Raw genomic sequence first — 22,862 nt, 5'->3', positions numbered from 1 at the left:
TGCCTCTGTCGCAGAGCTGATCTCGGCGTATGGAGCCGGAGATCTTCCCCGAAGAGCTTCGAAGAGCTGGCCGACGCGCTGGTCGGGGTCCAGCGGCTGATCCGCCGGCGCCTGCGCCGGGAGATGCCCGCCCCCCCCCGATGCGCGGGGCCGAGGTGGAGCTGCTCCGACTGGTCGTGACCCGGCCCGGCATCGGCATCTCCGACGCGGCGAGGGACCTCGGTCTGGCGGCCAACTCGGTGTCCACCCTGGTCAACCAGCTGCCCCGGGCGGGCTGCCTGGTCCGCGAGACCGACCCGGCCGACCGGCGGGCCGCCCGGCTGCTGCCTGACCGCCCCCGGGGCCCTGATCACCGGCAAGGCTTTCGCGGCCGGTGTGAAGTCGCTCGTCCAGGCGGTGTCGTCCTCCTCATCGCCGCGCTGCTCGGCGCGGCGCTGACCTGGAACCCGGCCAAGCTGCTCGCCGTCGCCGCGATCGTGGTCCTCGGCTCGGCCCGCTCGAGCGCCCTGTACCCGGTGTCCGTGATGCCGGGCCGGCTCCAGGCCGTCAGCAAGGCCGACCCCCTCGGCTACGAAGTGCTGGGCCGTCTGGCCCGCTGATCTTCACTCGGGAAAGTGATGTGCGGCACGCCTCGGCAACCGCTTTCTCCGCCTGTTTCCGGATAACTGCTGGGCACGGCTTGATCACCGATCAAAAGGGATGAACTGCCTGGCCACAGCGCATTCTGCTCATTTGACAGTGCGCTGAGACCACAGATAGGAAGCAGCTTCCAGAAGTCGAGAGGGGCACCGTGTACGAGCCGAACGTGGTCGGGGACTGGCAGGAGTACGACGAGCATGCCGGTCTGCGTGTCCGCGTCCACGGTCTGGAGCCGGCCGAGCCGCCCCGGGGTCGTGACGACGCCGCTGACGGGCTGACGTACTTCTGCCTCCGCGTGACGGTCGAGAACCGCGGCAGCCGGCACCTCGGCGTCCATCTCGAGGACGGCCAGATCGACGTGCGGATCGGCCCGGACGGGGAGAGTGCCTTCGTCGACTGGCGCAACTCGCAGTTCATCGAGGGCTTCGACGTCTATCCGCTGCGCCGGGCCACCGCCGTCCTCTACGCGGCCGGCGCCGAGGCGTCCCTCGGGCTCGTGGACGTACAGGTCCAACTGCGCGTCGAGGAGGAGTGGACGGACCGCCGGCTGTGGTCGGGCGGCATCGGGGTGCACGAGGGACCCGCCGGGGCGCAGCAGGGCGCGGTACGGGACAGCCTGGCGCACCAGGTCAGCGTCTTCCTCCAGGACCAGGCGGGCGAAGGCACCGCCTGATCCCGTGTCAGGGCGGCCCGCCGGTCAGTGCGGGATACCGTCGATGATCTCGCGGGCGCCCTGCCGCAGCAGGGCCACGGCGACCGAGGTGCCGAGCGTGGCCGGGTCGAGCCGGCCCGCCCACTCGTGGGCGTTCAGCCGGGTCTTGCCGTCGGGGGTGAACACACAGGCGCGCAGCGACAGTTCGCCACTGCGGTCCACGTGCGCGAACCCGGCGATCGGGCTGTTGCAGTGCCCCTGGAGCACGTGCAGGAACATGCGCTCGGCCGTCGTCTCCCGGTGGGTGTCCGGGTCGCCGAGACCGCTCACCGCGTCGATCAGGTCGGCGTCGTCCTCGCGGCACTGGAGCGCCAGGACGCCCGCGCCGATGGGCGGCATCATCGTCTCGGTGGAGAGGATCTCGCTGATCACGTCCTGCCGGCCGATCCGCTCCAGGCCGGCGACCGCGAGCAGCAGGGCGTCGGCCTCTCCGGCCGCCAGCTTCGCCAGGCGCCGGTTGGCGTTGCCGCGGAAGGGCACGCACTCCAGGTGCGGATGGGTGGCGGCCAGTTGGGCGACCCGGCGCACCGAGGAGGTGCCGATCCGCGTCCCGGCCGGCAGCTCGTCCAGGGTGAGGCCGTCCGGGTGGATCAGGGCGTCGCGGACGTCGTCCCGCTCGAGGAACGCGGCGAACACGGTGCCCGCCGGGAGCGGCCGGTCGGCGGGCACGTCCTTCACGCAGTGCACGGCGAGGTCGGCCTCGCCGGCCAGCAGCGCCGCGTCGACCTCCTTGGTGAACGCGCCCTTGCCCTCGACCTGGGACAGGTCCCCCATCCACTTGTCGCCGGTGGTCTTCACCGGCACGACCTCGGTGCGCACTCCGGGATGGGCGGCTGCCAACTCGGTCCGGACACGCTCCACCTGGGCGAGGGCCATGGGGGAGTCGCGGGAGACGATGCGGATCAGTTCGGGGACGGACATGCGGACACGATAGACCCTCCGGCGGGCGCGTTCGTGCCGTACCTCCCCGACCGCTGGTCGCCGGGCCCGGCCGGGGGTCGGCGCCCACCGGCCGGGCGGCGCGGGCTCAGGCGTACGGGTCGAACGAGATTCCGGACGGCTTGGCCGAGGCGAGGTGGTTGGCGAAGTTCGCGTCCTTCAGGCCGAAGTTGGCGCTGCCGAAGTCGTAGGACGCGAGCTTGTCGCGCACCCCGGCCGGGTAGCCGTTCCAGCCGACCAGCGGCGGGTACTGCCAGGTGCCCTTGTGGTTCTCCGGCGGCTCGTCGCCCGAGCCCGCCAGGCGGAAGCAGTGCGTGCTGATGCCGTCCTTGTGGTAGACGATCTTCGGGTGCGTGCCGTCGAAGCGGACCTCGGACGCCGGGTGGACGTCGAACGAGCCGTGGGCGGACGTCGACACGTACTTGACCTGGTTGTCCTGCACGAACACCGCGATGTGCTCGAAGTCGTGCCGGTGGCCGCCGATGCCGCTGCCGGCCACGGCCTGGTCCTTCTCGAAGTAGAGCGCGTACAGGACGGCGCACCAGCCGTTGTTGCACTTGTAGCGCGAGTAGCCGTTGGTGTTGTCGAGGTCCGAGGCGTCACGGCAGTTCCCGTTGAGAGCGCCGGTCGGGTTGAGACCGCCGTTGACCGTGCCGTCCGGGCCGATCGCCGGCGTGGAGTAGCAGCCGTCGGTGTCGTAGTCGTAGGCGGGCTGGAACGTCTGCTCCAGCGACTCCGCGTTGGCGGGCAGTGCCCGCGGCGGGGCGGCGAACGCGGCGGCGGGGAAGGCGAGGACGAGGGCCGCGGCACCGGCCAGTCCGGTGAGCCATCTCCTGCGGGGTGCGAACGGGCGTGACGACACTGCGTCCTCCTCTTGGACGCAGCCCAACGGCTGTGGGGGAAAGGGAGGTTCAGCTTCCAGGCTGAACGCGTCCATGCCAAGAGGAAGGTGTGATCCCAGAAGTGAAGCACGGCCCAACAGTCGGTTTCCGGAGCCGTTTCAGACCATGTCGTCCGGGATGTCGGCCGCCGCTTCCCCCGGCGTGAGGTCCGGCCGGAGCCGCAGCCAGGACGGCTGCCGCAGTCGTCCGTCCCGGGTGCGGGTGCTGTAGCGGACCTCGCCGACCAGCCGGGGAACGACCCAGTGCGCGCCCGGAGCGCGCGGGGCGGGGTCGAAGGGGCAGACGTCGGTGGCGACGGCCCGCAGCAGCCCGGCGAGTTCCGTCCGTTCGGCCTCGCTCCAGCCGGTGCCCACGCTCCCGACGTACCGCAGCCGCCCCGCGGCCCGCTGTCCGACCAGGACCGCGCCGGGCAGGCCGGTGAGACGGCCCTTGCCGGGCTGCCAGCCGCCGACCAGGACGTCCTCGGTGCGCATGTTTCGGATCTTGATCCAGGCCCGGGAGCGCACCCCCGGCTCGTACACCGAGTCCAGCCGCTTGCAGACCAGGCCCTCCAGGCCGTGCTCGCGCGTGGCGGCGAGGGCCTCGGCGCCGTGGCCCACGATCGCGGCCGGCGTCGACCAGGAGGGCCCGGCCAGACCGAGGTCCACCAGGGCCGAGCGGCGACGTGCGTAGGGGAGCCGGATCAGGGAGTGGCCCGCCAGGTGCATCACGTCGAACAGCACGAGGTGGACCGGGACCTCCGCCGCCCGCCGGGCCGCCCTGGCCGGCGCGTGAGCCAGGCCCATGCGGGACTGGAGCAGCTGGAAGTTCGCCCGGCCCTCGTCGTCCAGGGCCAGGACCTCTCCGTCCAGCACGGCCGGTACGGGACCGAGGGCGGCGCCGAGCGGCAGCAGTTCGGGATAGGCGCCCGTGATGTCCTCCCCGGAGCGGGCGCGCATGAGCACGCTGCCGTCCCCGCGGAGATAGACCACCGCGCGCTGGCCGTCCTGCTTGGTCTCGTAGGCCCAGCGCGTGTCCTGCGCGGCGGGCGGCAGCGTGCCGGGCGTGGCGAGCATGGGCGGGATCAGCGGCAGGTCCACGGGTGAGATGTGGACGTACCGGAGTGCGGTCACGCCCGTTTTCCGCGTCTTTCGCCTGAACGGCGTCGATGCCCGGAATCCGGGGAGCGGCAGGCATTGCTTGAGTCAGGCAAGTAGAGCGGTAGGGTGGGCGTATGGCTACCTCGTCGCCGTACGGCACGCTCCGTGAGACGTCGACGCTCGCGCGCGGGGACGGGCAGCATGTGCTGGTCGTCGCGCGGGAGCCGGAGCTGGCGGAACTGCTGTCCACCACACTGGAGTTGGCGGGATACCGGATCAGTCTGGCCGACTCCGGGACGGAGGCGCTGGCGCGGGTCGGACGGCAGCGGTTCGATCTCGTCGTCCTCGACGGAGAGCTGCCCGACTTGGCGGAGCTGGGCCGACGGCGCCCGGTCATGCTCGCCCACCGCCCGCCGGCCCTCCTGCTGACGGTGTGCGACTCCCTCCCCGGCCTGCTGCCCGAACTGGGCCCGGGGGAGACGGACTACGTCACCAAGCCCTTCCGCGTGGCCGAAGTCCTGGCCCGTATCCACGTCTTACTGCGTGCTTCGGTCCCCGACCCGGATCGCGCCGGGCAACTGGGCTACGGCGATCTGATCCTGGACGACGCCCGGTGCCGGGCGCGCCGCGGTGCGCGCACGCTCGACCTGACCCCAGCGGAGTACCGCCTGCTGCGTCACCTCCTGGTCAACGCGCACCGGGTGCTCTCCAAGGAGCAGATCGGCAGAGTCGTCTGGGGCGACCCGCGCGGCGGCAACGCGATCGAGCAGCTCGTCTCCCGGCTGCGCCGCAAGGTCGATCACCACGCGTCGGCGCTGATCCACACCCGCCGCGGCTTCGGCTACTGGCTCGGGCGCGCCGACCTCGAACCCTGACGCACTGTGAGCCGGGTCACGTCAGCCGTCTGTCAGGAAACTGACGGGACGGCGTCAGCCCCCTCTGTTTGCATGTGCTTCCCCGAGGCCTCGACAACGCACTCCGCCCCCACGACCGAGGAGAAGCATGGCCGACACCCTCGCCGACAGCACGATCGGCACGGCCCCACCGGCCCCCGAGTACCCCATGGCGCGGGCGGCGGGCTGCCCGTTCGACCCGCCCCCGGACCTGACGGCCCGGCAGGACGAGGGCCGGCTCACCAGGGTCCGTCTCTGGGACGGCAGTACGCCCTGGCTGGTGACCCGGTACGACGACCAGCGCGCCCTGCTGCTCGACCCCCGGGTCAGCGCGGACATCACCCGGCCCGGATACCCCCTCCAGGCTGCCGCCGGCGGCGGTGGGAACAACGCCAGCTTCATCCTCATGGACGACCCGGAGCACGCGCGGCTGCGCCGTATGGTGACGGCTCCGTTCGCGATCAGACGCGTGGAGGCGATGCGGCCCGGCGTGCAGAAGATCGTGGACGACCTCATCGACGGCATGCTCGCCGGCCCCCGGCCGGTCGACCTGGTCGAGGCCTTCGCGCTGCCCGTTCCCTCGCTCGTGATCTGCCAGATGCTCGGGGTGCCCTACGAGGACCACGACTTCTTCCAGGAGAACAGCAGGATCCTCATCAAGCGCGACGCGGCCATGGAGGACCGGACGGCCGCCCACGGACGGCTCATCGACTACCTCGACGAGCTGATGGGTGAGAAGACGGCCCGTCCGGCGGACGATCTGCTCTCCGGGCTGGTCGAACGGGTCGAGGCCGGGGAGCTGACCCGGCGGGAGTCGGCCCGCATGGGCGTACTGCTGCTCATCGCCGGGCACGAGACCACCGCCAACATGATCGCGCTCGGTACCCTCGCCCTGCTCGAACACCCCGAGCAGCTCGCGTTGCTGCGCGACACCGACGACCCGAAGCTGGTCGCCTCGGCGGTCGAGGAGCTGCTGCGCTATCTGACCATCGTGCACAACGGACGTCGCCGGGCGGTGCTGGAGGACATCGAGATCGGCGGGCAGGTCGTCCGGGCCGGCGAGGGCCTGGTCCTGCCCAACGACCTCGGCAACCGGGACCCCGACGCCTTCGCCGACCCGGACCGGCTGGACCTGCGGCGCGACGCCCGCCGGCACATCGCGTTCGGCTTCGGCGTGCACCAGTGCCTCGGCCAGCCGCTGGCCCGCATGGAACTCCAGGTGGTCTACAGCACCCTCTACCGCCGCATCCCGACGCTGGGGCTCGCCGCTCCGGTGGCGGAGCTGCCGTTCAAGCACGACGGATCCGTCTACGGCGTCTACGAACTGCCCGTCACCTGGTGACCCGGAAACCGGAGGAGACAAGCATGCGTGTCGAACTGGACGAGCCGAAGTGCGTAGCCTCGGGGCAGTGCGTGATGGCCGCTCCGGAGATCTTCGATCAGCGGGAGGAGGACGGTGTGGCTTTCGTGCTGGACGAGAAGCCCGCCGCCGGGTCCCTGGACGTCGTGCGCGAGGCCGTGGCGATCTGCCCGGCCGCCGCGATCCGGCTGATGGAGTGAACCGCTCAATTTACTTGAGTTACGCAACGAGATGGTAAAGTGGCGCTCATGTCCACACCACCGCTCCCCGACGTCCCCACCCAGGAAGTCATCGAGATCGAGCGTGCGCTCACCCGCATCACCTATCTGAGCACGCGCGCCCGCCAGCACGACCGGCTGATGGCCCTGGCGGGCGTGCCGCTCGACCGGGCCGCCGTCGCCCTGCTGCGGCAGATCGCCGACTCCGAGCCGCTGCGGCCGGGGGAGCTCGCCGCCCGTCTGGGTGTGGAGGCCTCGCACGTCACCCGCACGGTGCAGCAGCTGCAGCGGTCCGGCTACGTCACCCGCGTCCCCGACCCCGACGACCGCCGCGCCCAGCGCATCGAACTCACCGACGCCGGCCGGCAGGCCATCACCAAGATCCGCGAGGTCGGAGTCCGCGGTATGCAGCTGGCCCTGTCCGACTGGTCGCCCGAGGAGCTGCGGCAACTGGCCACCCTGTTCCATCGCATGGTCGACGACTTCCTCGCCCACGCCGGCGAGCCCGACCCCCAGCCCGTGCCCCAGTCCGCCCCGGCGGGCAGTGCCTGATCCGCGGACCCACGCCGTTCACAGGGCCCTGGTCCCGGGCTCACCGCGCGGCCGGGTCGCGCGGGTCCGCCCACTCCGCGATTCCGGGAGCCGGTGGCACGGGCTCGCGCAGTCGGCACAGCAGCAGCCGGCCCAGCGCGGGAAGCGCGACCAGCGGCAGCAGGGCCACCCGCAGGGACGTCGCGTCGGCCAGCGCCCCGAGCGCCGGCGCGGCGAGACCGCCGACGCTCACGGTCAGCCCCAGCGTGACACCGCTCGCGGTGCCCACCCGCCGGGGCAGGAAGTCCTGGCCCAGGGTGATGTGCAGCGAGAACGGCACATACAGGCCCGCCGAGGTCAGCGCCACGAACAGGTACACCGCCGGCCCCGGCACCAGCACCAGACCGGTCACCGCCAGGACCGTCAGGGCGTAGGACCGGCGTACCACCGCCAGCCTCCCGTAGCGCTCGGCCAGCCGGCCCCCGGCCAGCGTGCCCGCCGCACCACCGGCGTAGAGCACGAACAGCGCCGCCGTTCCGGCCGCCGCCCCGCCGCCGGTCCGCTCCCGCACGTACAGCGAGACGAACGCGCTCAGCCCGACGAACACCACCGAGCGGCAGACCACCGCGCCGGACAGCCGCAGAAACGACCCCCAGTCGTCGCGGCCCACGGCGGCCGACGGGCCGGCGTTCCCGGCGCCGGACCCGGCCGTGCGCACCGCCGCCGCGCACAGCGCCGCCCCCGCCACGGCCGGGGCGGCCAGCAACGGAGAGGCGCTGAGCCCGCCCAGCGACACCACCGCGAAGACCAGCAGGGGCGCCAACGCGAAACCGGCGTTGCCGCCGAAGGAGAACCAGCCCATCGCCGTATGGCGGCCCCGCGCGACGGCCCGCGCCACCCGGGCGGCCTCCGGGTGGTAGGCGGCGACCCCGGCCCCGGACACCCCGACCACCGCCAGGGTCAGCGCGTAGGAGCCGGTCAGCCCGCTCAGGGCGACACCGGCCCCGGCCGTCAGCGCGCTGAGCGGCAGCAGCCACGGCATCGCCCACCGGTCGGTGAGCACCCCGAACAGCGGCTGCACCAGCGACGACAGCAGGGAGGCCGCGAGGACGACGCCCGAGGCGGCGGCGTAGGAGTAGGCGCGTTCGGCGACGAAGTACGGCACCAGAGCGGCCACGGCTCCCTGGTACACGTCCACGCAGGCGTGCCCCAGGGACATCAGGACGACGGGTCGGCGGTGTCTCGAAGCAGTCACCAGGCGATCGTCGTCCGCCGCACGCCTGGCCCGCTTCCGATAATCTGCCGGACTGTGTCGAACATCCGCCACACACCCACGGCGCCCACCCGGGCCCAGCGGCTGACCGCGGGCGACCGTATCGACGCGCACCGGCACGACGACCACCAGATCGTCTACGCGGGCACCGGCGTCGTCGCCGTCACCACCGACGCAGGCACCTGGTTCGCGCCCGGCACCCGCGCCATCTGGGTGCCCGCGGGCACCGTGCACGCCCACCGGGCCCACGGCCTGCTCGACCTCCACCTGGTCGGGCTGCCCGTCGACGACAACCCCCTCGGCCTGGACCACCCGGCCGTCCTCGCCGTCGGCCCGCTGCTGCGCGAGCTGATCCGCGCCTACACCCGCGACCCCGCCGACGACAGCCCGGAGCGCCGGCGGCTGCGCGCCGTCCTGCGCGATCAGCTCCGGGTCTCACCCCAGCAGCCGCTGCTCCTGCCCGCGCCCGCCGACCCGCGCCTGGCCGCCGTCTGCGCGCTCGTGCACGCCGACCCGGCCGACACGCGCACCCTCGCCGCCCTCGGCGCCGCGGCCGGGGTGGGGGAGCGCACCCTCAGCCGGCTCTTCCGCCGCGAGTTCGGCATGACCTTCCCGCAGTGGCGCGCCCAGTCACGGCTCTACCACGCCCTGCGGATGCTGGCCGACGGCCTGCCCGTCACGACCGTCGCCCACCGCTGCGGCTGGTCCTCCGCCAGCGCGTTCATCGACGTCTTCCGCCGCTCGTTCGGCTACACACCGGGCACCCACAACCGCCGTGCCTGACCCGCCGGAACCCCGAGGCACCCGCTGGATTACCGTCGAGTAATATCGCGCGGCAGGCCATCAGAGGAGGAACCGTGCCCCGGTCCGAACGCTCACCCCTGCTGCTCGCCGGCCTGCTGGCCACCGCGGGGGTCGCCCACTTCGCCGCCCCACGCCGCTTCGACGAGACCATCCCGAGCGGCCTGCCCGGCTCGCCCAGGACCTGGACCTACGCGAGCGGCGCCGCCGAGCTCGCGCTGGCCGCGGGCCTGGCACTGCCGCGCACCCGCAGGACGGCCGCGCTGGCCACGGCGGCGTTCTTCGTCGGGGTGTTCCCCGCCAACGTGAAGATGGCGGCCGACTGGCGCCACCGCCCCACGCCGCAGAAGGCCGCGGCCTTCGGCCGCCTGCCGCTCCAGGTGCCCCTCGTGCTCTGGGCCCGCGGCGTCGCACGGAACACGGAGGGCCGGTCGTGAGCGCACGCGTGGAGCCCGGGGACAAGGTCGAGGACTTCGCCCTGCCCGACGAGACCGGCACCGTCCGCAGCCTGTCCGGACTGCTCGCCGAGGGGCCGGTCGTGCTCTTCTTCTACCCGGCCGCCCTCACTCCGGGCTGCACCGCACAGGCCTGCCACTTCCGCGACCTCGCCACCGAGTTCGCCGCCGCCGGCGCTCGGCCCGTCGGCATCAGCGGGGACACCGTCGAGCGGCAGCAGGAGTTCGCGGGGCAACACGCCCTCGGCATGCCCCTGCTGTCCGACACCGATGGCACGGTCCGCGAGCGCTTCGGCGTGAAACGCGGCTTCTCCCTGGCGCCCACCAAACGCACCACGTTCGTCATCGCGCAGGACCGCACCGTCCTCGACGTCGTCCGCAGCGAACTGCGCATGAACGCGCACGCCGACCGGGCGCTCGCCGCGCTGCGCGCCCACCGGGGCTGACGCCGTCACGCATGCCGCGGCGCGGTTGATGGACGAGGTCGCCGAACTCGGCGCCATGAGCGCGTGGCCCCCGCTGGGCGTGGGAGGGCTGCCGTTCGAGGCGACGGAGCTCCAGCTGTCCGAGGGCTCCGTCGCCCTCTGCACCGACGGACTCGTCGAGGACCGTGACCGCGACGTCGACCATGCCACCGACGAGCTGTGCCGCGCCCTGACCGTGCCCGCCGACTCGCTCGACGCCCTGTGCGACACCGTGCTGAAGGCCCGTGCTGCCGGAGGAGCCCAGCGACGACGTGGCCCTGCTGCTGGCCCGTACCCGGGCGCCGGGCGCGGGTCAGGTCGCGACCTGGGACGTGTCACCCGACCCCGCGCAGGTGGCCGCCACCCGGCAGGCCGCCACCGAACAGCTCACCGCGTGGGGACTCGACGAGACCGCCTTCGTCACCGAACTCGTCGTCAGCGAACTGGTCACCAACGCCATCCGGTACGGCGCCGCGCCCATCCAGCTCCGTCTGATCCGCGACCAGACCCTCATCTGTGAGGTGTCCGACGGCAGTTCGACCTCCCCGCACCTGCGGCGGGCGCATCAGGACGACGAGGGCGGCCGCGGGCTGCTGCTGGTCGCCCAGCTCACCCAGCGCTGGGGCAGCAGGCAGACGACCCGGGGCAAGACGATCTGGTGCGAACAGCCGCTCACACCGCTCTTCTGACCGGGCCGGTCATGACGCCGCGCGCCCGGCCGGGCGTTCCCGCACCACATCCCGCGGTTTCTTGTCGTCCCGCAGCCCCAGGTACCGCGGATGACGCAGCATGCCGTCCCGGGTCCACTCCGTGAACGCGATCTGCGCCACCAGCTCCGGCCGCACCCACCTCGCGCCCGCCTCCCGCACCGGCCCGTCGAACGGCGAGGCGCGCTCCCGCGCCCCGTCCAGCCGCTCGCGCAGGTCGAGCAGCGTACGCCGGTCGAACCCCGTGCCGACCTTGCCCGCGTACCGCAGCCGTTCCCCCTCGTAGTAGCCGAGGAGCAGCGCGCCGAGGCCCACGCGGCTGCCGGCCGGTTCGGTGAAGCCGCCGACGACGAACTCCTGCCCCTGGGAGCACTTCAGCTTCAGCCAGTCCGCCGACCGGCGCGGCTCGTAGACACCGTCGGCCCGCTTGGCGATCAGGCCCTCCCAGCCACGGGCACAGACGTCCGCCAGCAGCTGGGCGCCGCCCGTGTTGCGATGCGGAGTCAGCCGCAACGGGGACCGGTACGCCAGTGCCCGGCGCAGCAGCGACTTCCGGGCCCGCAGCGGCAGCCGCTCGCCCTCCCGGACCGCCAGCACGCGGATGCCGTCCAGCTTCCGCTCGAACACCCACTCCTCGCCCGGGTCCGAGAAGTCCCGCCGGTCGCTCAGCGTGGCGAGCATCGGCCGGGCCGCCAGTTCCGCCCCCGGACGGGCGCTGCCCGCGAGCCGCCGTTGCTCGGCCGGCAGAGTTTCCAGGAGCCCGGCCACGACCGCTCACTCCCCGGCCGCGTCCGAGGCCACCTGGGCGAGAGTGCGGCCGGACCTGGCGGACCGCGCCCGGCGCGGGTCCGGGGCGCCGTGCGTACCGGCCCGGCCCCCGGCCCGCTTCACCAGCAGCCAGGCCTCCTCGCCGTCGTCACCGCCGCGGAACCGGGTCAGGGCGTACTCGCCGCGCAGCTTGGACCCGCGCAGCCGGAACGTGGCGTGTCCGCGCTCCAGCGACTCGGCGAAGTCCACGGGCCGCCCCTTGCGGTCGTGGCTGAGCGGCTCGTACGTGCCGTGGTCCCAGACGATCACCGTGCCGCCGCCGTACTCGCCGCGGGGGATCACACCCTCGAACTCCTCGTACTCCAGGGGATGATCCTCCGTGGGCACGGCCAGCCGCTTGTCCTTCGGGTCCGCCGACGGGCCCTTGGGGATCGACCAGGACTTCAGCACGTCGTCCACCTGCAACCGGAAGTCGAAGTGCATCGTGCTCGCGTCGTGGATCTGCACCACGAACCGGGGCCGGTCCCCGGCGGGCGTTCCGGCTCCCCGGGGCTCGCCGGTCCGGTCGAAGTCGCGTTTGCCGCGGTAGTCCCGCAGCCGGTCCCGCTCAGCCACCTGCGGCTCCTTCCTGCCTCGCGGGCCCCGGGTACCCGTCAGAACTCCTCGTGCACCTCGGGGTCCCCGCCGACCCGCCGGTGCGCCCGGTCGGCGACGGCCCGCATCTCGTCGGCGGCCAGTTCGAAACCGAAGACGTCGAGGTTCGCGCGCTGCCGGTCGGGGCTCGCCGACTTCGGGATGGGCACCGCACCCAGTTGCGTGTGCCAGCGCAGGACGACCTGCCCGGGAGTCACCCCGTGCGCCTCGGCGACACGGGCCACCGCGGGGTCGCCCAGAAGCGGAGTGCCCCGCCCCAGCGGGCTCCAGCTCTCGGTGCGGATGCCCTTGGCCGCGTGGAAGGCGCGCAGCTCGTCCTGCGGCAGGAACGGGTGCAGCTCGATCTGGTTGACCGAGGGCAGTACCCCGGTCTCCTTCTCCAGCCGCTCGATGTGCGCGGGCGTGAAGTTCGAGACGCCGATCGACCGGACGAGCCCGTCCTCGCGCAGCTTGATCATGGCCTTCCACGAGTCGACGAACCGGTCCACGCGGGGCAGCGGCCAGTGGATCAGGTACAGGTCGACGTACTCCAGGCCCAGGCGGGCCCGGGACTCCTCGAAGGAGGCGAGTGTCTCCTCGTAGCCGTGGTGCCGGCCCGGGAGCTTCGTCGTCACGACGATCTCCTCCCGCGGCACTCCGCCGGTGGCGACGCCACGGCCGACCCCCCTCTCGTTGCGGTAGTTCGTCGCCGTGTCGACCAGGCGGTATCCCGTCTCCAGGGCCGAGCGCACCGCCCGTTCCGCCCGGTCGTCGTCGAGCGGCCAGGTGCCCAGGCCGAGGGCCGGGATCGTCGTACCGTCGTTGAGCGTGTGTGCCGGGATGCTGATCACTGCCGGACCTTCCCGTCGACTGCGTGTGCGACTGTGTCGTCCCTCCAGCGTCACGGATAGGGTGAGCAATGATCAACCGGACGGGGTGGGGGTGAGGACGGCGGACGGCATGGGCAGCGCCGAGGAGAAGCGGGCGACGGGATCGGGGCGTCCCACCTCGCGGGACGTCGCCCGGCTCGCCGGCGTGTCGCACACCGCGGTGTCCTTCGTGTTCAACGGCCGGGCCCAGGGCAACCTCTCGCCCGCCACCCAGGAGCGCATCCGGGAGGCCGCCGCCCGGCTCGGCTACCGGCCCGACCCCGTCGCCCGCGGCCTGCGCCGCAGCCGTACGGCGGTGATCGGCCTGGTCACCGACGAGATCGCCTCCTCGCCCTTCGCCGGGAGGCTGCTGCGCGGCGCCATGGACACCGCCTGGGCCGGCGAGCACCTGGTCCTCACCGTCGACTCCGGCGGCGACCCGGCCAAGGAGGACGCGGCGGTCGCCGAGCTCCTCGACCGGCGGGTCGACGGCATCATCTACGCGGCCATGTCGCTGCGCCGCGTGCGGGTGCCCGAGGGCCTGCACCGCACCCACTCCGTGCTGGCCAACTGCCTGCCGGAGGACGACTCGCTGCCCGCCGTCATCCCCGCCGAGCGCGCCGGCGGCCGTACGGCGGCCCGGCTGCTGCTGGAGCAGGGACACCGGCGGGTCGCGCTCGTCGGCGGGCAGGACGACATCGCGTCGACGGAGCGGCTGCGCGGCTTCCGGGACGCACTGCGCGCCGAGGGCGTCACCGTGCCCAGGGACTGGGTCGTCAGGACCGGAGGGGAGATCTCCGGCGGCTACGAGGGCGTCACCCGCCTCCTCGACGGGGCCCCGGCGGAGCGCCGGCCCACCGGCGTCTTCTGCTACAACGACCGGGTCGCGGCGGGCGCCCTGCACGCCGCGACCCGGCTCGGGATCGCCGTACCCGGCGAGCTGTCGGTGGTGGGCTACGACGACCAGGAGCACATGGCCGCGCATCTCGCGCCGCCCCTCACCACGGTCGCGCTGCCCCACCGGGCGATGGGCGAGACCGCCGCACGGCTGCTCCTCGACTCCATCGCCACCGGCCGGACACCGCCCGCCACCGTGCGCCGCCTGGCCTGCCCGGTGATCAGCCGTGAGTCGGTGGGACCAGCTCCCATCCGGTGACGGCCGCACCAGGGGTCACCGTCAGCTCGCTGACGTCGTCGGCCCGCCGGTAGACCCGTTCGGTGACCGTGGCCCGGTCGCCGACGAACAGCTCGTACAGCGAGCCGTCGGCGAGGACGCGCACCGTGAGCTCCTCGACCGGTGGCACATCGACGACGATCGGCGCCCCGGGCTCCTTGCGGGGCCAGCCGCCCCGGTCCAGGGTCAGCGTGCCCTCGTCCGGATCCAGACGGACCGTGAGCTCGGCGCCCGAGGCCGACCTCAGCAGACTCACCGTGGCGCGGCCGCGGGCGCTGACGGTCAGGTCGTAGGCCGTCGGTAGCGGGACCCGGCCCGGCGCGGTGACGAACGGCACCGGGGCGTGCAGCCGGTGCAGCTCCGGCGCCGGGACCACCCGCAGCGCCCCGTCCGGATGGACGTCGACGACCCGGGGTGCGGTCAGCACACCGGCCCAGTCGGCTTCGCCCTGCTCGCGGGCCTCCCACGACCAGCCCCACATGAGGGCCCGGTCGGCCTCCTGGAGCACGGCGGGTGCGTAGAAGTCGCGGCCGTGGTCCAGCAGGCCGCCCGCCCGTGGAGTGAAGCGCAGGTCCGTGTCCAGACGTCCCGTCAGGTATCCGGTGGTCCACGGGTGGCCGTCCCACAGCGACACGACCAGCACCCACTCGCCGCTCCGCGTCGCGTAGAGCTGCGGGCACTCCCAGCCGGTCGCCCGGTCGCCGAAGGCCGCCGCGGCGGCCGGGTCCCGGCCGTCGAGGAGGACTCCCGCGAACCGCCAGTCCGTCAGGTCCTCGCAGTCGTACAGCAGGACCGACGGTGTCCCGTCGGCGTGCCCGGCGCCCACCAGCGCCCAGCGCCTGCCGTCGTGCCGGAAGACGAACGGGTCGCGGAACATCACCACGTCCAGCCCCTCCGGAGGGCCCGTCACCACCGGCGTGGGCACGGGAGTCCACTCGGTCAGCGCGGGATCGTCAGGGTCAGCCGCCCGGGCCAGGCAGATCGTGCCGAGCCCCTCGTGGTGACGGTCGACCCCGGTGTAGACGGCCGTGGGCACGCCCCCGTCGTCGACCACGCAGCCCGACCAGCAGCCCGCCTCGTCCGGGCCGCCCGGCACCGGGGTGAGCGCGATCGGGTGGTGTTCCCAGTGAGCGAGATCGGGGCTGGAGGCGTGGCCCCAGTGGACGTTCGCGTGCACCGGGGCGTCGGGGTTGTGCTGGTAGAAGAGGTGGCAGCGGCCGCGCCAGCGGAACGGGCCGTTGGGGTCGTTCATCCAGTTGGCGGGCGGGCGGACCCGGAAGCGCGGGGCGTGCGGATCCTGCGGGGGAGCGGCGAGGCTCAACGGTTGACTCCTGCGGACGTGATGCCCTCACGCAGAGGGCGCTGGCCGACGACGAACACGGCCACGGCGGGGATCATGGAGAGGACGACACCGGCGAGGACGACGGAGACGGAACCGGTGCCGAGGTTGCCCTGGAGGGAGACCAGTCCCAGCGGCAACGTGTAGTTCTGGCCCGACGTCTCGAGGATCAGCGGGCGGAAGAACTCGTTCCAGTGGTAGTTGAAGGCCAGGACGCCGACGATCGCGAGGCCCGGCGCGGCCAGCGGGGCGTACACCGACCGGAAGGTCCGCCAGGGCCCGGCACCGTCCAGCATCGCCGCCTCGCCGAGGTCCTTCGGCATGCCCAGGAAGTACTGCCGCATCAGGAAGGTGCCGAACGCGGTCGGGAAGGCCGGGACGATCAACCCGAGCAGGGTGTCGGTGAGGCTCATCGACTTCAGGACGAGGAACACCGGCACGATGGTGACCTGCAACGGCACCATCATGGTCGCCAGGACCAGACCGAACAGCGGCTTCTTGAAACGGAACTCCAGGCGGGCGAAGGCGTACCCGGCGAGACCCGCCGTGATCATCTGGCCGACCGCGATCAGGCCGGTGACCAGCGTGGAGTTCAGGGCCAGCAGCCAGACGTCGATCTGGTCGAAGACCCCGCGGTAGGCCTCGGTGGAGGGGTTCGACGGAACGATCTGGGGCGGCAGGTCGAACGCCTCGGCGGGTGTGCGCAGCGAGGTGGAGACCGTCCACACCACCGGGCCGAGGGTGAGCAGGGCGCACACGGCCAGCCCGGCGATCCGCGCCCACGGCGCCAGCCCGTGGCGCGCCCGGCTGAGGGACAGGGTTGCTTGGCTCAAGGGACTCACCCGGCTCACTGGTAGTGGACGAAACGCCGGCTGAGCCGGAACTGGAGGGCCGTGACCGCCATGATCAGCACGAACAGCAGCACGCCCACCGCGGACGCCTCGCCGAAGCGGAGCTGCTCGAAGGCGGTCTCGTAGATCACCATCACGACCGTGCGGGTGGAGTCGCCGGGACCGCCGTCGGTGAGGACATAAGGCTGCTCGAAGACCTGGAGCGCGTTGATGATGCCGACCACCGAGGCGACCAGCAGCGTCGGCGACAGCAGCGGAAGCGTCACGGTGAGGTGCTTGCGCAGACCCGTCGCGCCGTCCAGGGCGGCGGCCTCGTGGATCTCCTTCGGGATGTTGTTCAGACCGCCGACGAACAGCAGGAACGAGAAGCCGAACTGCTGCCACACGTAGACCAGGACCACGGTCGCCATCGCCGCGTTCTCCGACGTCAGCCACGGCACCGGCGCGATCCCGACGAAGCCGAGCAGCCAGTTGATCACTCCGAAGTCCTGGTTGAACAGGTACTTCATCACCACCGAGATGGAGGCGGCGGACAGCACCAGCGGGAAGAAGAACGCCGAGCGGAACACCGACCGCAGCCACACGGGCATCCGGCCGTTCAGCGTCAGCGCGAGCGCCAGTGCGACGAGGAGTTGCAGCGCCACCGCGAGCATCATGAAGACGAGGGTGTTGCGGAAGGACACCAGCACGGTCTCGTCGCCGAAGACCTCCCCGTAGTTGGAGAGCCCTGCGTAGCGCGGCGAGTCGATGACGTTCCAGTGGAAGAGGCTCAGGACCACCGAGCCGATGATGGGCACGACCGTGAAGACGACGATGCCGACGACGGTCGGAGCCAGGAACAGCGTGGCCAGCAGCCGGCTGCCACGGTCACGGGCCGAGGGACGCGACGCGTCCTGCGCGGGCACGGCCGAGGACCGGGCGGCTCGCGCAGGCGGTATCTGGGTGTTCGTCATGCGTCACGCTCCATGGCCTTCTCCAGGTCGCCCTGGAGCCGGCGCAGCGCGGGACGCACCGAGCGCGGGGAGGCCAGGGCCGTTCCGGTGTGCTTGAGCAGCAGCTGCTCGACCTCGGCGACCTGCGGCGGCGCCGGAATCGGACCCGTGTCGGGGAACCGGTCGAGGGTGTCGTAGAAGACCGGCCAGTGCGCCGGTCCGGTCTCCTCGTACCGGCTCTTGGTCAGCATCGAGCGGCGGGCGGGGGTCGTCTGGTTCGTCGTGAACAGCCGCGTCAGCCTGTCCTTGCGCGCCGCGTACTTGATGAACTCCCAGGCCTCTTCCTGCTTCTTCGAGGTCCGCAGCAGCGCGTAGCCCGCCGCGCCGTACTGCATGCGCTGGGTGCGCCAGCGCGGGAAGTACTGCACGTCGAAGCCGTCCTGTTCCATGCCCGCCAGGTGCAGGCCGCCCGCCCAGAAGCCGCCCGCCGGTGTGACCCCGACCCGGCCCGTGGAGAACACGCCGATGAGGTTCTGGCCGTTGCCGCCCTCGGGCCGGGTGCACAGGCCGTCCTGGACGAGGGAGGCGAGATAGTCGTAGACCTCCTCCACCCGGTCGTGCGTGGCCTGCGGCGTCGTCCACCGGAAGCCGCCACCTCGGCCTCCGCGCTGGCCGGCCGGGTAGAAGGAGTCCCAGAGCCAGTCGCCGCCCGGGGCCTTGGACTCCGCGAGCAGGTTGGTGCCGTTGGCGAACAGCCAGGGCACCACACCGCCCCACAGCCGGTTGGTCCAGAAGTAGGGCGTGAAGCGGGAGCCGCTCGCCTTCTTCATGTCCCGCAGCAGCGCCGTGAAGTCGTCGCGGGTCCAGTCGGCGGGCGGGTACGCGGCCCCGGTCCGCCGCAGCACCTGCCGGTTGAGGTACATGTCGGCGGCGTTGAACTCCACCGGCAGCTGGTAGAGGCTGCCCTCGTACATCATCGACTCCACCAGCGAGGGGTGGACGTCGGCGAAGTACTCCTTCAGCTCGTTCGCGTCCCGCCGCACCCACCTGTCCAGCGCGACGCCGAGCCGCTGGGCGAACAGCTGCACGCCCTCGGTGGCCACGTACACCAGGTCGGGGGCGGTGCCCGCCGCCACCTGCGTGAGGATCTTCGCGAAGAAGTCCGACCAGTCCACGGCCTGCACCGCGTTGATCTGGAGCTTGATGTCGGGGTGCAGCTCGCGGAAGCCCTCGCGGAGGGTGCGGATGGCCTCCGGGCCGTAGGCGGGGCCGAGCGTGGCGACGACGAGGGAGCCGTCGTCACGGCCGGGGATGTCGGCTCCGGTGAGCCGGTCCCAGCTCGCGGCGGTACCGGTCAGGGCGGCGGCCCCCGCGCCGTAGGCGCCGTACCGCAGCAGCGTGCGGCGGGTGAGGTGCGAGTCGGTCATCGTGCGAGGCCTAACTCGTGTTAGTTCAGGTCTGATTCCCCAGATGATGTGAGCGCCGCAGAGGCCTGTCAAGACGCGCGACCGCTTGACCTTTAACGAGTTAGGTCCCACAGTCCTGATGCACATGAGCCGCCGCTTCCGACGAGAGGAACGAGGTGTGATGGGCGACTTCACCAGGAGAGCGCTGTTCGCCGGGTCGGCCGTGGGGGCCGCCGGCGCGTTGCTGCCCGCGACGGCGGGGCCGGTCGCGGCCCGGCCGCGGGCCGCCGGGACGAGCTACCGGGCCGCGTACCACTTCACCGTCCCGGACCAGTGGAAGAACGACCCGCAGCGCCCGGTCTGGATCGACGGCGAGTACCACTACTACTACCTCTACAACGCCGACTACCTGTCCGGCGCGATCGGCACCGCCTGGCGCCTGGCCACCAGTACCGACCTGGTCTCCTTCACCGACCGGGGCGTCGCCGTGCCCAAGGACACCACACCCAACGGCGACGTCTGGTCGGGTTCGGCGGTGGTCGACACGGAGAACACCGCGGGCTTCGGGGCGGGCGCGGTCGTCGTCCTGGCCACGATGTCCCCGCATGACGGCCCGAGCGACCAGGCGCAGTACCTGTACTACTCCACGGACGGCGGCCGCACGTTCACACCGCACGGCACCGACCCGGTGCTGCCCAACCCCGGGGTGCGCGACTTCCGCGACCCGAAGGTGATCCGCGACGAGGAACGCGGCCGCTGGGTGATGGCCCTCGCCGAGAACGACAAGGTGGGCTTCTACCACTCCGCCGACCTCAGGACCTGGAGGTACGTGAGCGGCTTCGTCAAGAACGGCATCGGTGTGCTGGAGTGCCCCGACCTGTTCCGGATCCGCGCCGGGGACGGCACGGTGAAGTGGGTGCTGGGGGTGAGCGCCAACGGCAAGGGCGCCGGGCTGCCCCACACGTACGCCTACTGGACGGGCTCCTTCGACGGCACGGACTTCGCCGCCGACGCGGCGGAGCCGCAGTGGCTCGACTACGGCTGGGACTGGTACGGGGCGGTCACCTTCGACAAGCGCGGCTCCGACGGCGGCGTCGACGAGGGGACCCGGTACGCGATCGGCTGGCTCAACAACTGGGACTACGCCCACTTCACGCCCACCATCGACAGCGACGGCCTCAACGGCACCGACTCGATCGTCCGCGAGATCTCACTGAAGCGCGCGGCCGACGGCACGTACCACCTGGCGTCCCGGCCGGTCACCGCGCTCGACCGGTACGTCTCCCGCACGGTGCGGCTCGGGGACGTGGTGGTGGAGGGCACCCGCGTCCTCGACTACCGGGGCACCGCCTACGAACTGACCTGCGAGATCACCTGGGAGCGGCTGACCGGAGCAGGGGTACAGCTCCGGCGCTCCCCGGACGGCGTCCGGCACATCGACGCGGGCGTCTACCGCGACTACGCCTTCCTGAACCGCCGACCCACCGTGTCCCCCGACCAGTCGGGCAGGTTCCAGGAGAGCAGGAGCCCCTTCGATCCGGCCCGGCGCACGGTGCGCCTGCGGATCCTGGTCGACCGCACCTCGGTGGAGCTGTTCCTCGACGACGGCCGGTACACGCACTCGTCGGCGACCTTCCCGTACCTGGTCGACACGGGGCTCGCGCTCTTCACGCTCGACGGCGCGGCGGTGTTCCGGAACACGGTGATCCGGGAGTTCAGGGTGTGACGTGGGCCGGTGCGGTGTCGCCCCGGGCGAGGATCACTGACACGATCTTCAGCACGGATGACGCCCACGACCAGCGGAGTGCTCATGACGACGGACAGCCCGATGACGGACGAGGCGGTGCGGGAGGCCGGGGTGGAGGTGAGGCCGGTCGCCGGGCACATCGGTGCCGAGATCGGCGGGGTCGATCTGGCTGCCGATCTCGACGACACCGTGGTCGCCGCGATCCGGGCGGCGGTGCTGCGGTGGAAGGTGGTCTTCTTCCGGGGGCAGCGGCTGGACCACAGCGGGCACGTGGCGTTCGCGCGCCGCTTCGGAGAGCCCGTGGTGCTGCCACGCCGAGGCAAGGCCTCGCCGCCCGGCTTCCCCGAGATCGAGACGACCGCCGACCGGCTGGAACTGGGCGGGAGGTTCGGCATGGAGCACGACGAGTGGCTGCGACGGCGCCGGCACACCCTGCTGCGCGGCTGGCACTGCGACCACGGCGCCCGCGTCGACCCGCCCGCCGCGACGATCCTGCGCGCGGAGACCGTCCCGCCCTACGGCGGCGACACCACCTGGTCGAACCTGGCGGCGGCGTACTCCGGACTCTCCGCGCCGCTGCGGGAGTTCGCCGACGGGCTGCGGGCCGAGCACCGGCTCGGCGTCGGCTACCAGCCCCGGCCCGGCGACGACGCCTACGTCCGCCACCTGCTGGACCATCAGGTCGCGACGCTGCACCCGCTGGTGCGCGTCCACCCGGAGACCGGGGAACGGGTCCTGTACGTCAACGGCTACTACGTCGAGCAGATCGCCGGCCTCTCCCGGCCCGAGAGCGGTGCGATCCTGGACCTGCTGCTGGAGCAGGCGGTCCGGCCCGAGTACACGGTCCGGTTCCGCTGGGAGCCGGGCAGTGTGGCGTTCTGGGACAACCGCGCCACCATGCACCTGGCTCCCGGCGACACCGCCCACCTCGACCACCCGCGGATCATGCACCGGGTGATGCTCGCCGGGGACGTGCCGGTCGGGGTGGACGGGAAGGCATCGGAGCCCATCACCGGCACGGCACCCGGGCGGTGGTGATCCGGCGGACGGCGGGGCGCCCGAGTCGCGCACCTGGCCCCCGCCCCGCCGTTCGCGGCCCCGGCGCCGGTTCGGCGGGCAGCGGCAGGTCTCGCGCCGGACCTACGCGCCCTGCGGCCGGCCCAGCGCCGGGCCGAGCTTCGTCGCCATGTCGGTGAGGATCTGCACGTAGTCCTCGTGCTCGAAGGTGAACGGCAGCGCGAACGCCACCTCGTCCACCTCCCGGAACGCCGCGTGCGCGTGCAGCCGCTCGGCGATCTCGTCCGAGGTGCCCACCAGGTCCGGAGCGAACAGCAGCCGCGCCGGGCCCTGCGGTGACGCGGTACGGGGCAGACGCCGGGCGGCGTACTCCTCGTAGCGTGCGCGCTGCTCCGAAGAGGCGGAGTCCGTGGGGATGACGACCAGGCCCTGCGAGACCCGGGCCGCCTCACCATCGGGGTGGACCGCCCGGAAGGCGCGGATGTGCGACAGCTGGATCTCCGCGAAGTCGTGCGGCCCGTCCGGGTCTTCGGCCTTCACGACGCTGCTGGTGAGGAGATTCATGCCGTGCTCGCCCGCCCACCGGGCCGACCGCAGGCTGCCACCGCCGTACCACATGCGCCGGCCCAGCCCGGGGGACTGGGGCTGCACCCGGTCCGAGAAGACCTCGAAGCCCTCCACGCCGCTGAAGTCCGTGGCCGGCTTGCCCCGCACGAAGTCCAGCAGCCGCTCGACCCGCGCATAGCCGAAGTCCTCGGCGTCGGCCGTGTCCGGGTAGAGCGTGTCCTTGACCTGGTCGAAGTGCATCGGCGGGCCCACGCTGACGCCCGGGTTGAGCCGGCCGCCGGACAGCAGGTCGACGGTGGCCAGATCCTCGGCGAGGCGCAGCGGGTTCTCCCAGCCGAGCGGGATGACCGCGGTGCCGAGCTCGATGCGGCTGGTGCGCTGGGAGGCCGCGGACAGCACCGCGACGGGCGAGGAGATGCCGTACTGGAGATGGCGGTGGCGCACCCACGCGCTGTCGAAGCCGAGCCGCTCGCCCAGCTCGATGATCTCCAGCGTCGACTCGTGGCCGCGGCGCGGATCCGCCCCGTCGAACAGCCCGATGGTCAGGAAGCCCAGTTTGCGCAGCGGTCGTGGGGTCGGTGACACG

The 22,862-nt window shown here is 72.5% G+C and carries 23 protein-coding genes and 3 pseudogenes; 14 read left to right on the top strand and 12 right to left on the bottom strand.

Annotated elements, in window-relative coordinates; genetic code table 11:
* Positions 1-66: 66 nt before the first annotated feature.
* The 3 genes and pseudogenes from ABEA82_RS34815 to ABEA82_RS34805 all read left to right on the top strand — a co-directional run.
* Positions 67-326 (top strand): annotated as a pseudogene (locus ABEA82_RS34815) (MarR family transcriptional regulator); the annotation flags it as partial.
* Between the two features lie 4 nt (positions 327-330).
* Positions 331-578: pseudogene (locus tag ABEA82_RS34810) on the top strand (ABC transporter permease); the annotation flags it as partial.
* A 212-nt stretch (positions 579-790) separates the two neighbouring features.
* Positions 791-1,312, top strand: coding sequence for a hypothetical protein (locus ABEA82_RS34805; protein WP_345665729.1), 522 nt, complete (start codon positions 791-793; stop codon positions 1,310-1,312).
* Between the two features lie 24 nt (positions 1,313-1,336).
* Here ABEA82_RS34805 and hemC read toward each other — a convergent pair whose 3' ends face one another.
* The 3 genes from hemC to ABEA82_RS34790 all read right to left on the bottom strand — a co-directional run bounded on the left by hemC (position 1,337) and on the right by ABEA82_RS34790 (position 4,271).
* Positions 1,337-2,272, bottom strand: coding sequence for a hydroxymethylbilane synthase (hemC, locus tag ABEA82_RS34800; RefSeq protein WP_345665728.1), 936 nt, complete (start codon positions 2,270-2,272; stop codon positions 1,337-1,339).
* A gap of 106 nt (positions 2,273-2,378) precedes the next feature.
* Positions 2,379-3,152, bottom strand: coding sequence for an NPP1 family protein (locus ABEA82_RS34795; protein WP_345665727.1), 774 nt, complete (start codon positions 3,150-3,152; stop codon positions 2,379-2,381).
* A 138-nt stretch (positions 3,153-3,290) separates the two neighbouring features.
* Positions 3,291-4,271, bottom strand: a complete 981-nt coding sequence (locus ABEA82_RS34790) for an ATP-dependent DNA ligase (RefSeq protein WP_345665750.1) — start codon at positions 4,269-4,271, stop codon at positions 3,291-3,293.
* Positions 4,272-4,405: 134 nt separating this feature from the next.
* Between ABEA82_RS34790 and ABEA82_RS34785 the strand changes: the two genes are divergently transcribed.
* From ABEA82_RS34785 to ABEA82_RS34770, 4 genes are all read left to right on the top strand, one after another.
* Positions 4,406-5,146 (top strand): response regulator transcription factor, encoded by a 741-nt coding sequence (locus tag ABEA82_RS34785; protein WP_345665726.1) that lies wholly within the window; start codon positions 4,406-4,408, stop codon positions 5,144-5,146.
* A gap of 127 nt (positions 5,147-5,273) precedes the next feature.
* Positions 5,274-6,506 carry a cytochrome P450 gene (locus tag ABEA82_RS34780; protein WP_345665725.1) on the top strand — a complete coding sequence of 411 codons (1,233 nt, stop codon included), beginning with the start codon at positions 5,274-5,276 and terminating at the stop codon, positions 6,504-6,506.
* Between the two features lie 23 nt (positions 6,507-6,529).
* Positions 6,530-6,724 carry a ferredoxin gene (locus ABEA82_RS34775; RefSeq protein ID WP_345665724.1) on the top strand — a complete coding sequence of 65 codons (195 nt, stop codon included), beginning with the start codon at positions 6,530-6,532 and terminating at the stop codon, positions 6,722-6,724.
* 48 nt (positions 6,725-6,772) lie between these two features.
* On the top strand, positions 6,773-7,294 hold the full coding sequence (locus ABEA82_RS34770; RefSeq protein ID WP_345665723.1) for a MarR family winged helix-turn-helix transcriptional regulator: 522 nt from the start codon (positions 6,773-6,775) through the stop codon (positions 7,292-7,294).
* A gap of 40 nt (positions 7,295-7,334) precedes the next feature.
* On the opposite strand, the gene ABEA82_RS34765 is transcribed toward ABEA82_RS34770, so the two are convergent.
* Complete coding sequence (locus tag ABEA82_RS34765) at positions 7,335-8,492, bottom strand: MFS transporter (RefSeq protein WP_345665749.1); 1,158 nt, start codon at positions 8,490-8,492, stop codon at positions 7,335-7,337.
* A gap of 90 nt (positions 8,493-8,582) precedes the next feature.
* Here ABEA82_RS34765 and ABEA82_RS34760 point away from each other — a divergent pair, with 90 nt between their 5' ends.
* The 4 genes and pseudogenes from ABEA82_RS34760 to ABEA82_RS34745 form a co-directional block, all read left to right on the top strand.
* A complete protein-coding gene (locus ABEA82_RS34760; protein ID WP_345665722.1) occupies positions 8,583-9,329 on the top strand; it encodes an AraC family transcriptional regulator in 747 nt (248 codons plus the stop codon).
* Between the two features lie 74 nt (positions 9,330-9,403).
* On the top strand, positions 9,404-9,784 hold the full coding sequence (locus ABEA82_RS34755) for a DoxX family protein (protein ID WP_345665721.1): 381 nt from the start codon (positions 9,404-9,406) through the stop codon (positions 9,782-9,784).
* Positions 9,781-10,248, top strand: coding sequence for a peroxiredoxin (locus tag ABEA82_RS34750; RefSeq protein ID WP_345665720.1), 468 nt, complete (start codon positions 9,781-9,783; stop codon positions 10,246-10,248). Before ABEA82_RS34755 ends, ABEA82_RS34750 begins: the two co-directional genes overlap by 4 nt.
* Before the next feature lie 46 nt (positions 10,249-10,294).
* Positions 10,295-10,955: pseudogene (locus ABEA82_RS34745) on the top strand (ATP-binding protein); the annotation flags it as partial.
* A 9-nt stretch (positions 10,956-10,964) separates the two neighbouring features.
* Here ABEA82_RS34745 and ABEA82_RS34740 read toward each other — a convergent pair.
* The 3 genes from ABEA82_RS34740 to ABEA82_RS34730 are packed head-to-tail and all read right to left on the bottom strand — an operon-like array spanning position 10,965 to position 13,225.
* Positions 10,965-11,741: an ATP dependent DNA ligase gene (locus ABEA82_RS34740; RefSeq protein WP_345665719.1), complete on the bottom strand. Its 777-nt coding sequence runs from the start codon at positions 11,739-11,741 to the stop codon at positions 10,965-10,967.
* A 6-nt stretch (positions 11,742-11,747) separates the two neighbouring features.
* A complete protein-coding gene (locus ABEA82_RS34735; RefSeq protein ID WP_345665718.1) occupies positions 11,748-12,356 on the bottom strand; it encodes a DNA polymerase ligase N-terminal domain-containing protein in 609 nt (202 codons plus the stop codon).
* A 38-nt stretch (positions 12,357-12,394) separates the two neighbouring features.
* The gene (locus tag ABEA82_RS34730) at positions 12,395-13,225 is read right to left on the bottom strand and encodes an aldo/keto reductase (protein WP_345665717.1); all 831 of its coding nucleotides are present in this window, start codon (positions 13,223-13,225) and stop codon (positions 12,395-12,397) included.
* Between the two features lie 109 nt (positions 13,226-13,334).
* On the opposite strand from ABEA82_RS34730, the gene ABEA82_RS34725 reads away from it, so the two are divergent.
* Positions 13,335-14,399: a LacI family DNA-binding transcriptional regulator gene (locus tag ABEA82_RS34725; RefSeq protein ID WP_345665748.1), complete on the top strand. Its 1,065-nt coding sequence runs from the start codon at positions 13,335-13,337 to the stop codon at positions 14,397-14,399.
* Here the strand turns inward: ABEA82_RS34725 and ABEA82_RS34720 are convergent.
* From ABEA82_RS34720 to ABEA82_RS34705, 4 genes are read right to left on the bottom strand one after another with little or no spacing between them, the layout of a single operon-like run.
* Positions 14,362-15,738: a glycoside hydrolase family 32 protein gene (locus ABEA82_RS34720; protein ID WP_345665716.1), complete on the bottom strand. Its 1,377-nt coding sequence runs from the start codon at positions 15,736-15,738 to the stop codon at positions 14,362-14,364. The genes ABEA82_RS34725 and ABEA82_RS34720 overlap by 38 nt on opposite strands.
* Positions 15,735-16,589, bottom strand: a complete 855-nt coding sequence (locus ABEA82_RS34715) for a carbohydrate ABC transporter permease (protein WP_345665715.1) — start codon at positions 16,587-16,589, stop codon at positions 15,735-15,737. The genes ABEA82_RS34720 and ABEA82_RS34715 overlap by 4 nt, the downstream gene beginning before the upstream one ends.
* A gap of 14 nt (positions 16,590-16,603) precedes the next feature.
* Entirely contained in the window at positions 16,604-17,560 is a 957-nt protein-coding gene (locus ABEA82_RS34710; protein ID WP_345665714.1) for a carbohydrate ABC transporter permease, read from the bottom strand.
* Positions 17,557-18,966, bottom strand: coding sequence for an extracellular solute-binding protein (locus ABEA82_RS34705; RefSeq protein ID WP_345665713.1), 1,410 nt, complete (start codon positions 18,964-18,966; stop codon positions 17,557-17,559). The genes ABEA82_RS34710 and ABEA82_RS34705 overlap by 4 nt, the downstream gene beginning before the upstream one ends.
* A 160-nt stretch (positions 18,967-19,126) precedes the next feature.
* On the opposite strand from ABEA82_RS34705, the gene ABEA82_RS34700 reads away from it, so the two are divergent.
* Together ABEA82_RS34700 and ABEA82_RS34695 are read left to right on the top strand one after the other, a co-directional pair.
* A complete protein-coding gene (locus ABEA82_RS34700) occupies positions 19,127-20,671 on the top strand; it encodes a glycoside hydrolase family 32 protein (RefSeq protein ID WP_345665747.1) in 1,545 nt (514 codons plus the stop codon).
* Positions 20,672-20,755: 84 nt separating this feature from the next.
* Entirely contained in the window at positions 20,756-21,730 is a 975-nt protein-coding gene (locus tag ABEA82_RS34695; protein ID WP_345665712.1) for a TauD/TfdA dioxygenase family protein, read from the top strand.
* A gap of 102 nt (positions 21,731-21,832) precedes the next feature.
* Here ABEA82_RS34695 and ABEA82_RS34690 read toward each other — a convergent pair whose 3' ends face one another.
* A complete protein-coding gene (locus ABEA82_RS34690) occupies positions 21,833-22,861 on the bottom strand; it encodes an LLM class flavin-dependent oxidoreductase (RefSeq protein WP_345665711.1) in 1,029 nt (342 codons plus the stop codon).
* Position 22,862 lies beyond the last annotated feature (1 nt).

Origin of the sequence: Streptomyces venetus (genome assembly GCF_039540295.1) — a bacterium.
GTDB classification, from domain to species: domain Bacteria; phylum Actinomycetota; class Actinomycetes; order Streptomycetales; family Streptomycetaceae; genus Streptomyces; species Streptomyces venetus.
The sequence above is the reverse complement of the archived record's forward strand: the minus strand, read 5'-3'. Positions and strand labels throughout refer to the sequence as shown.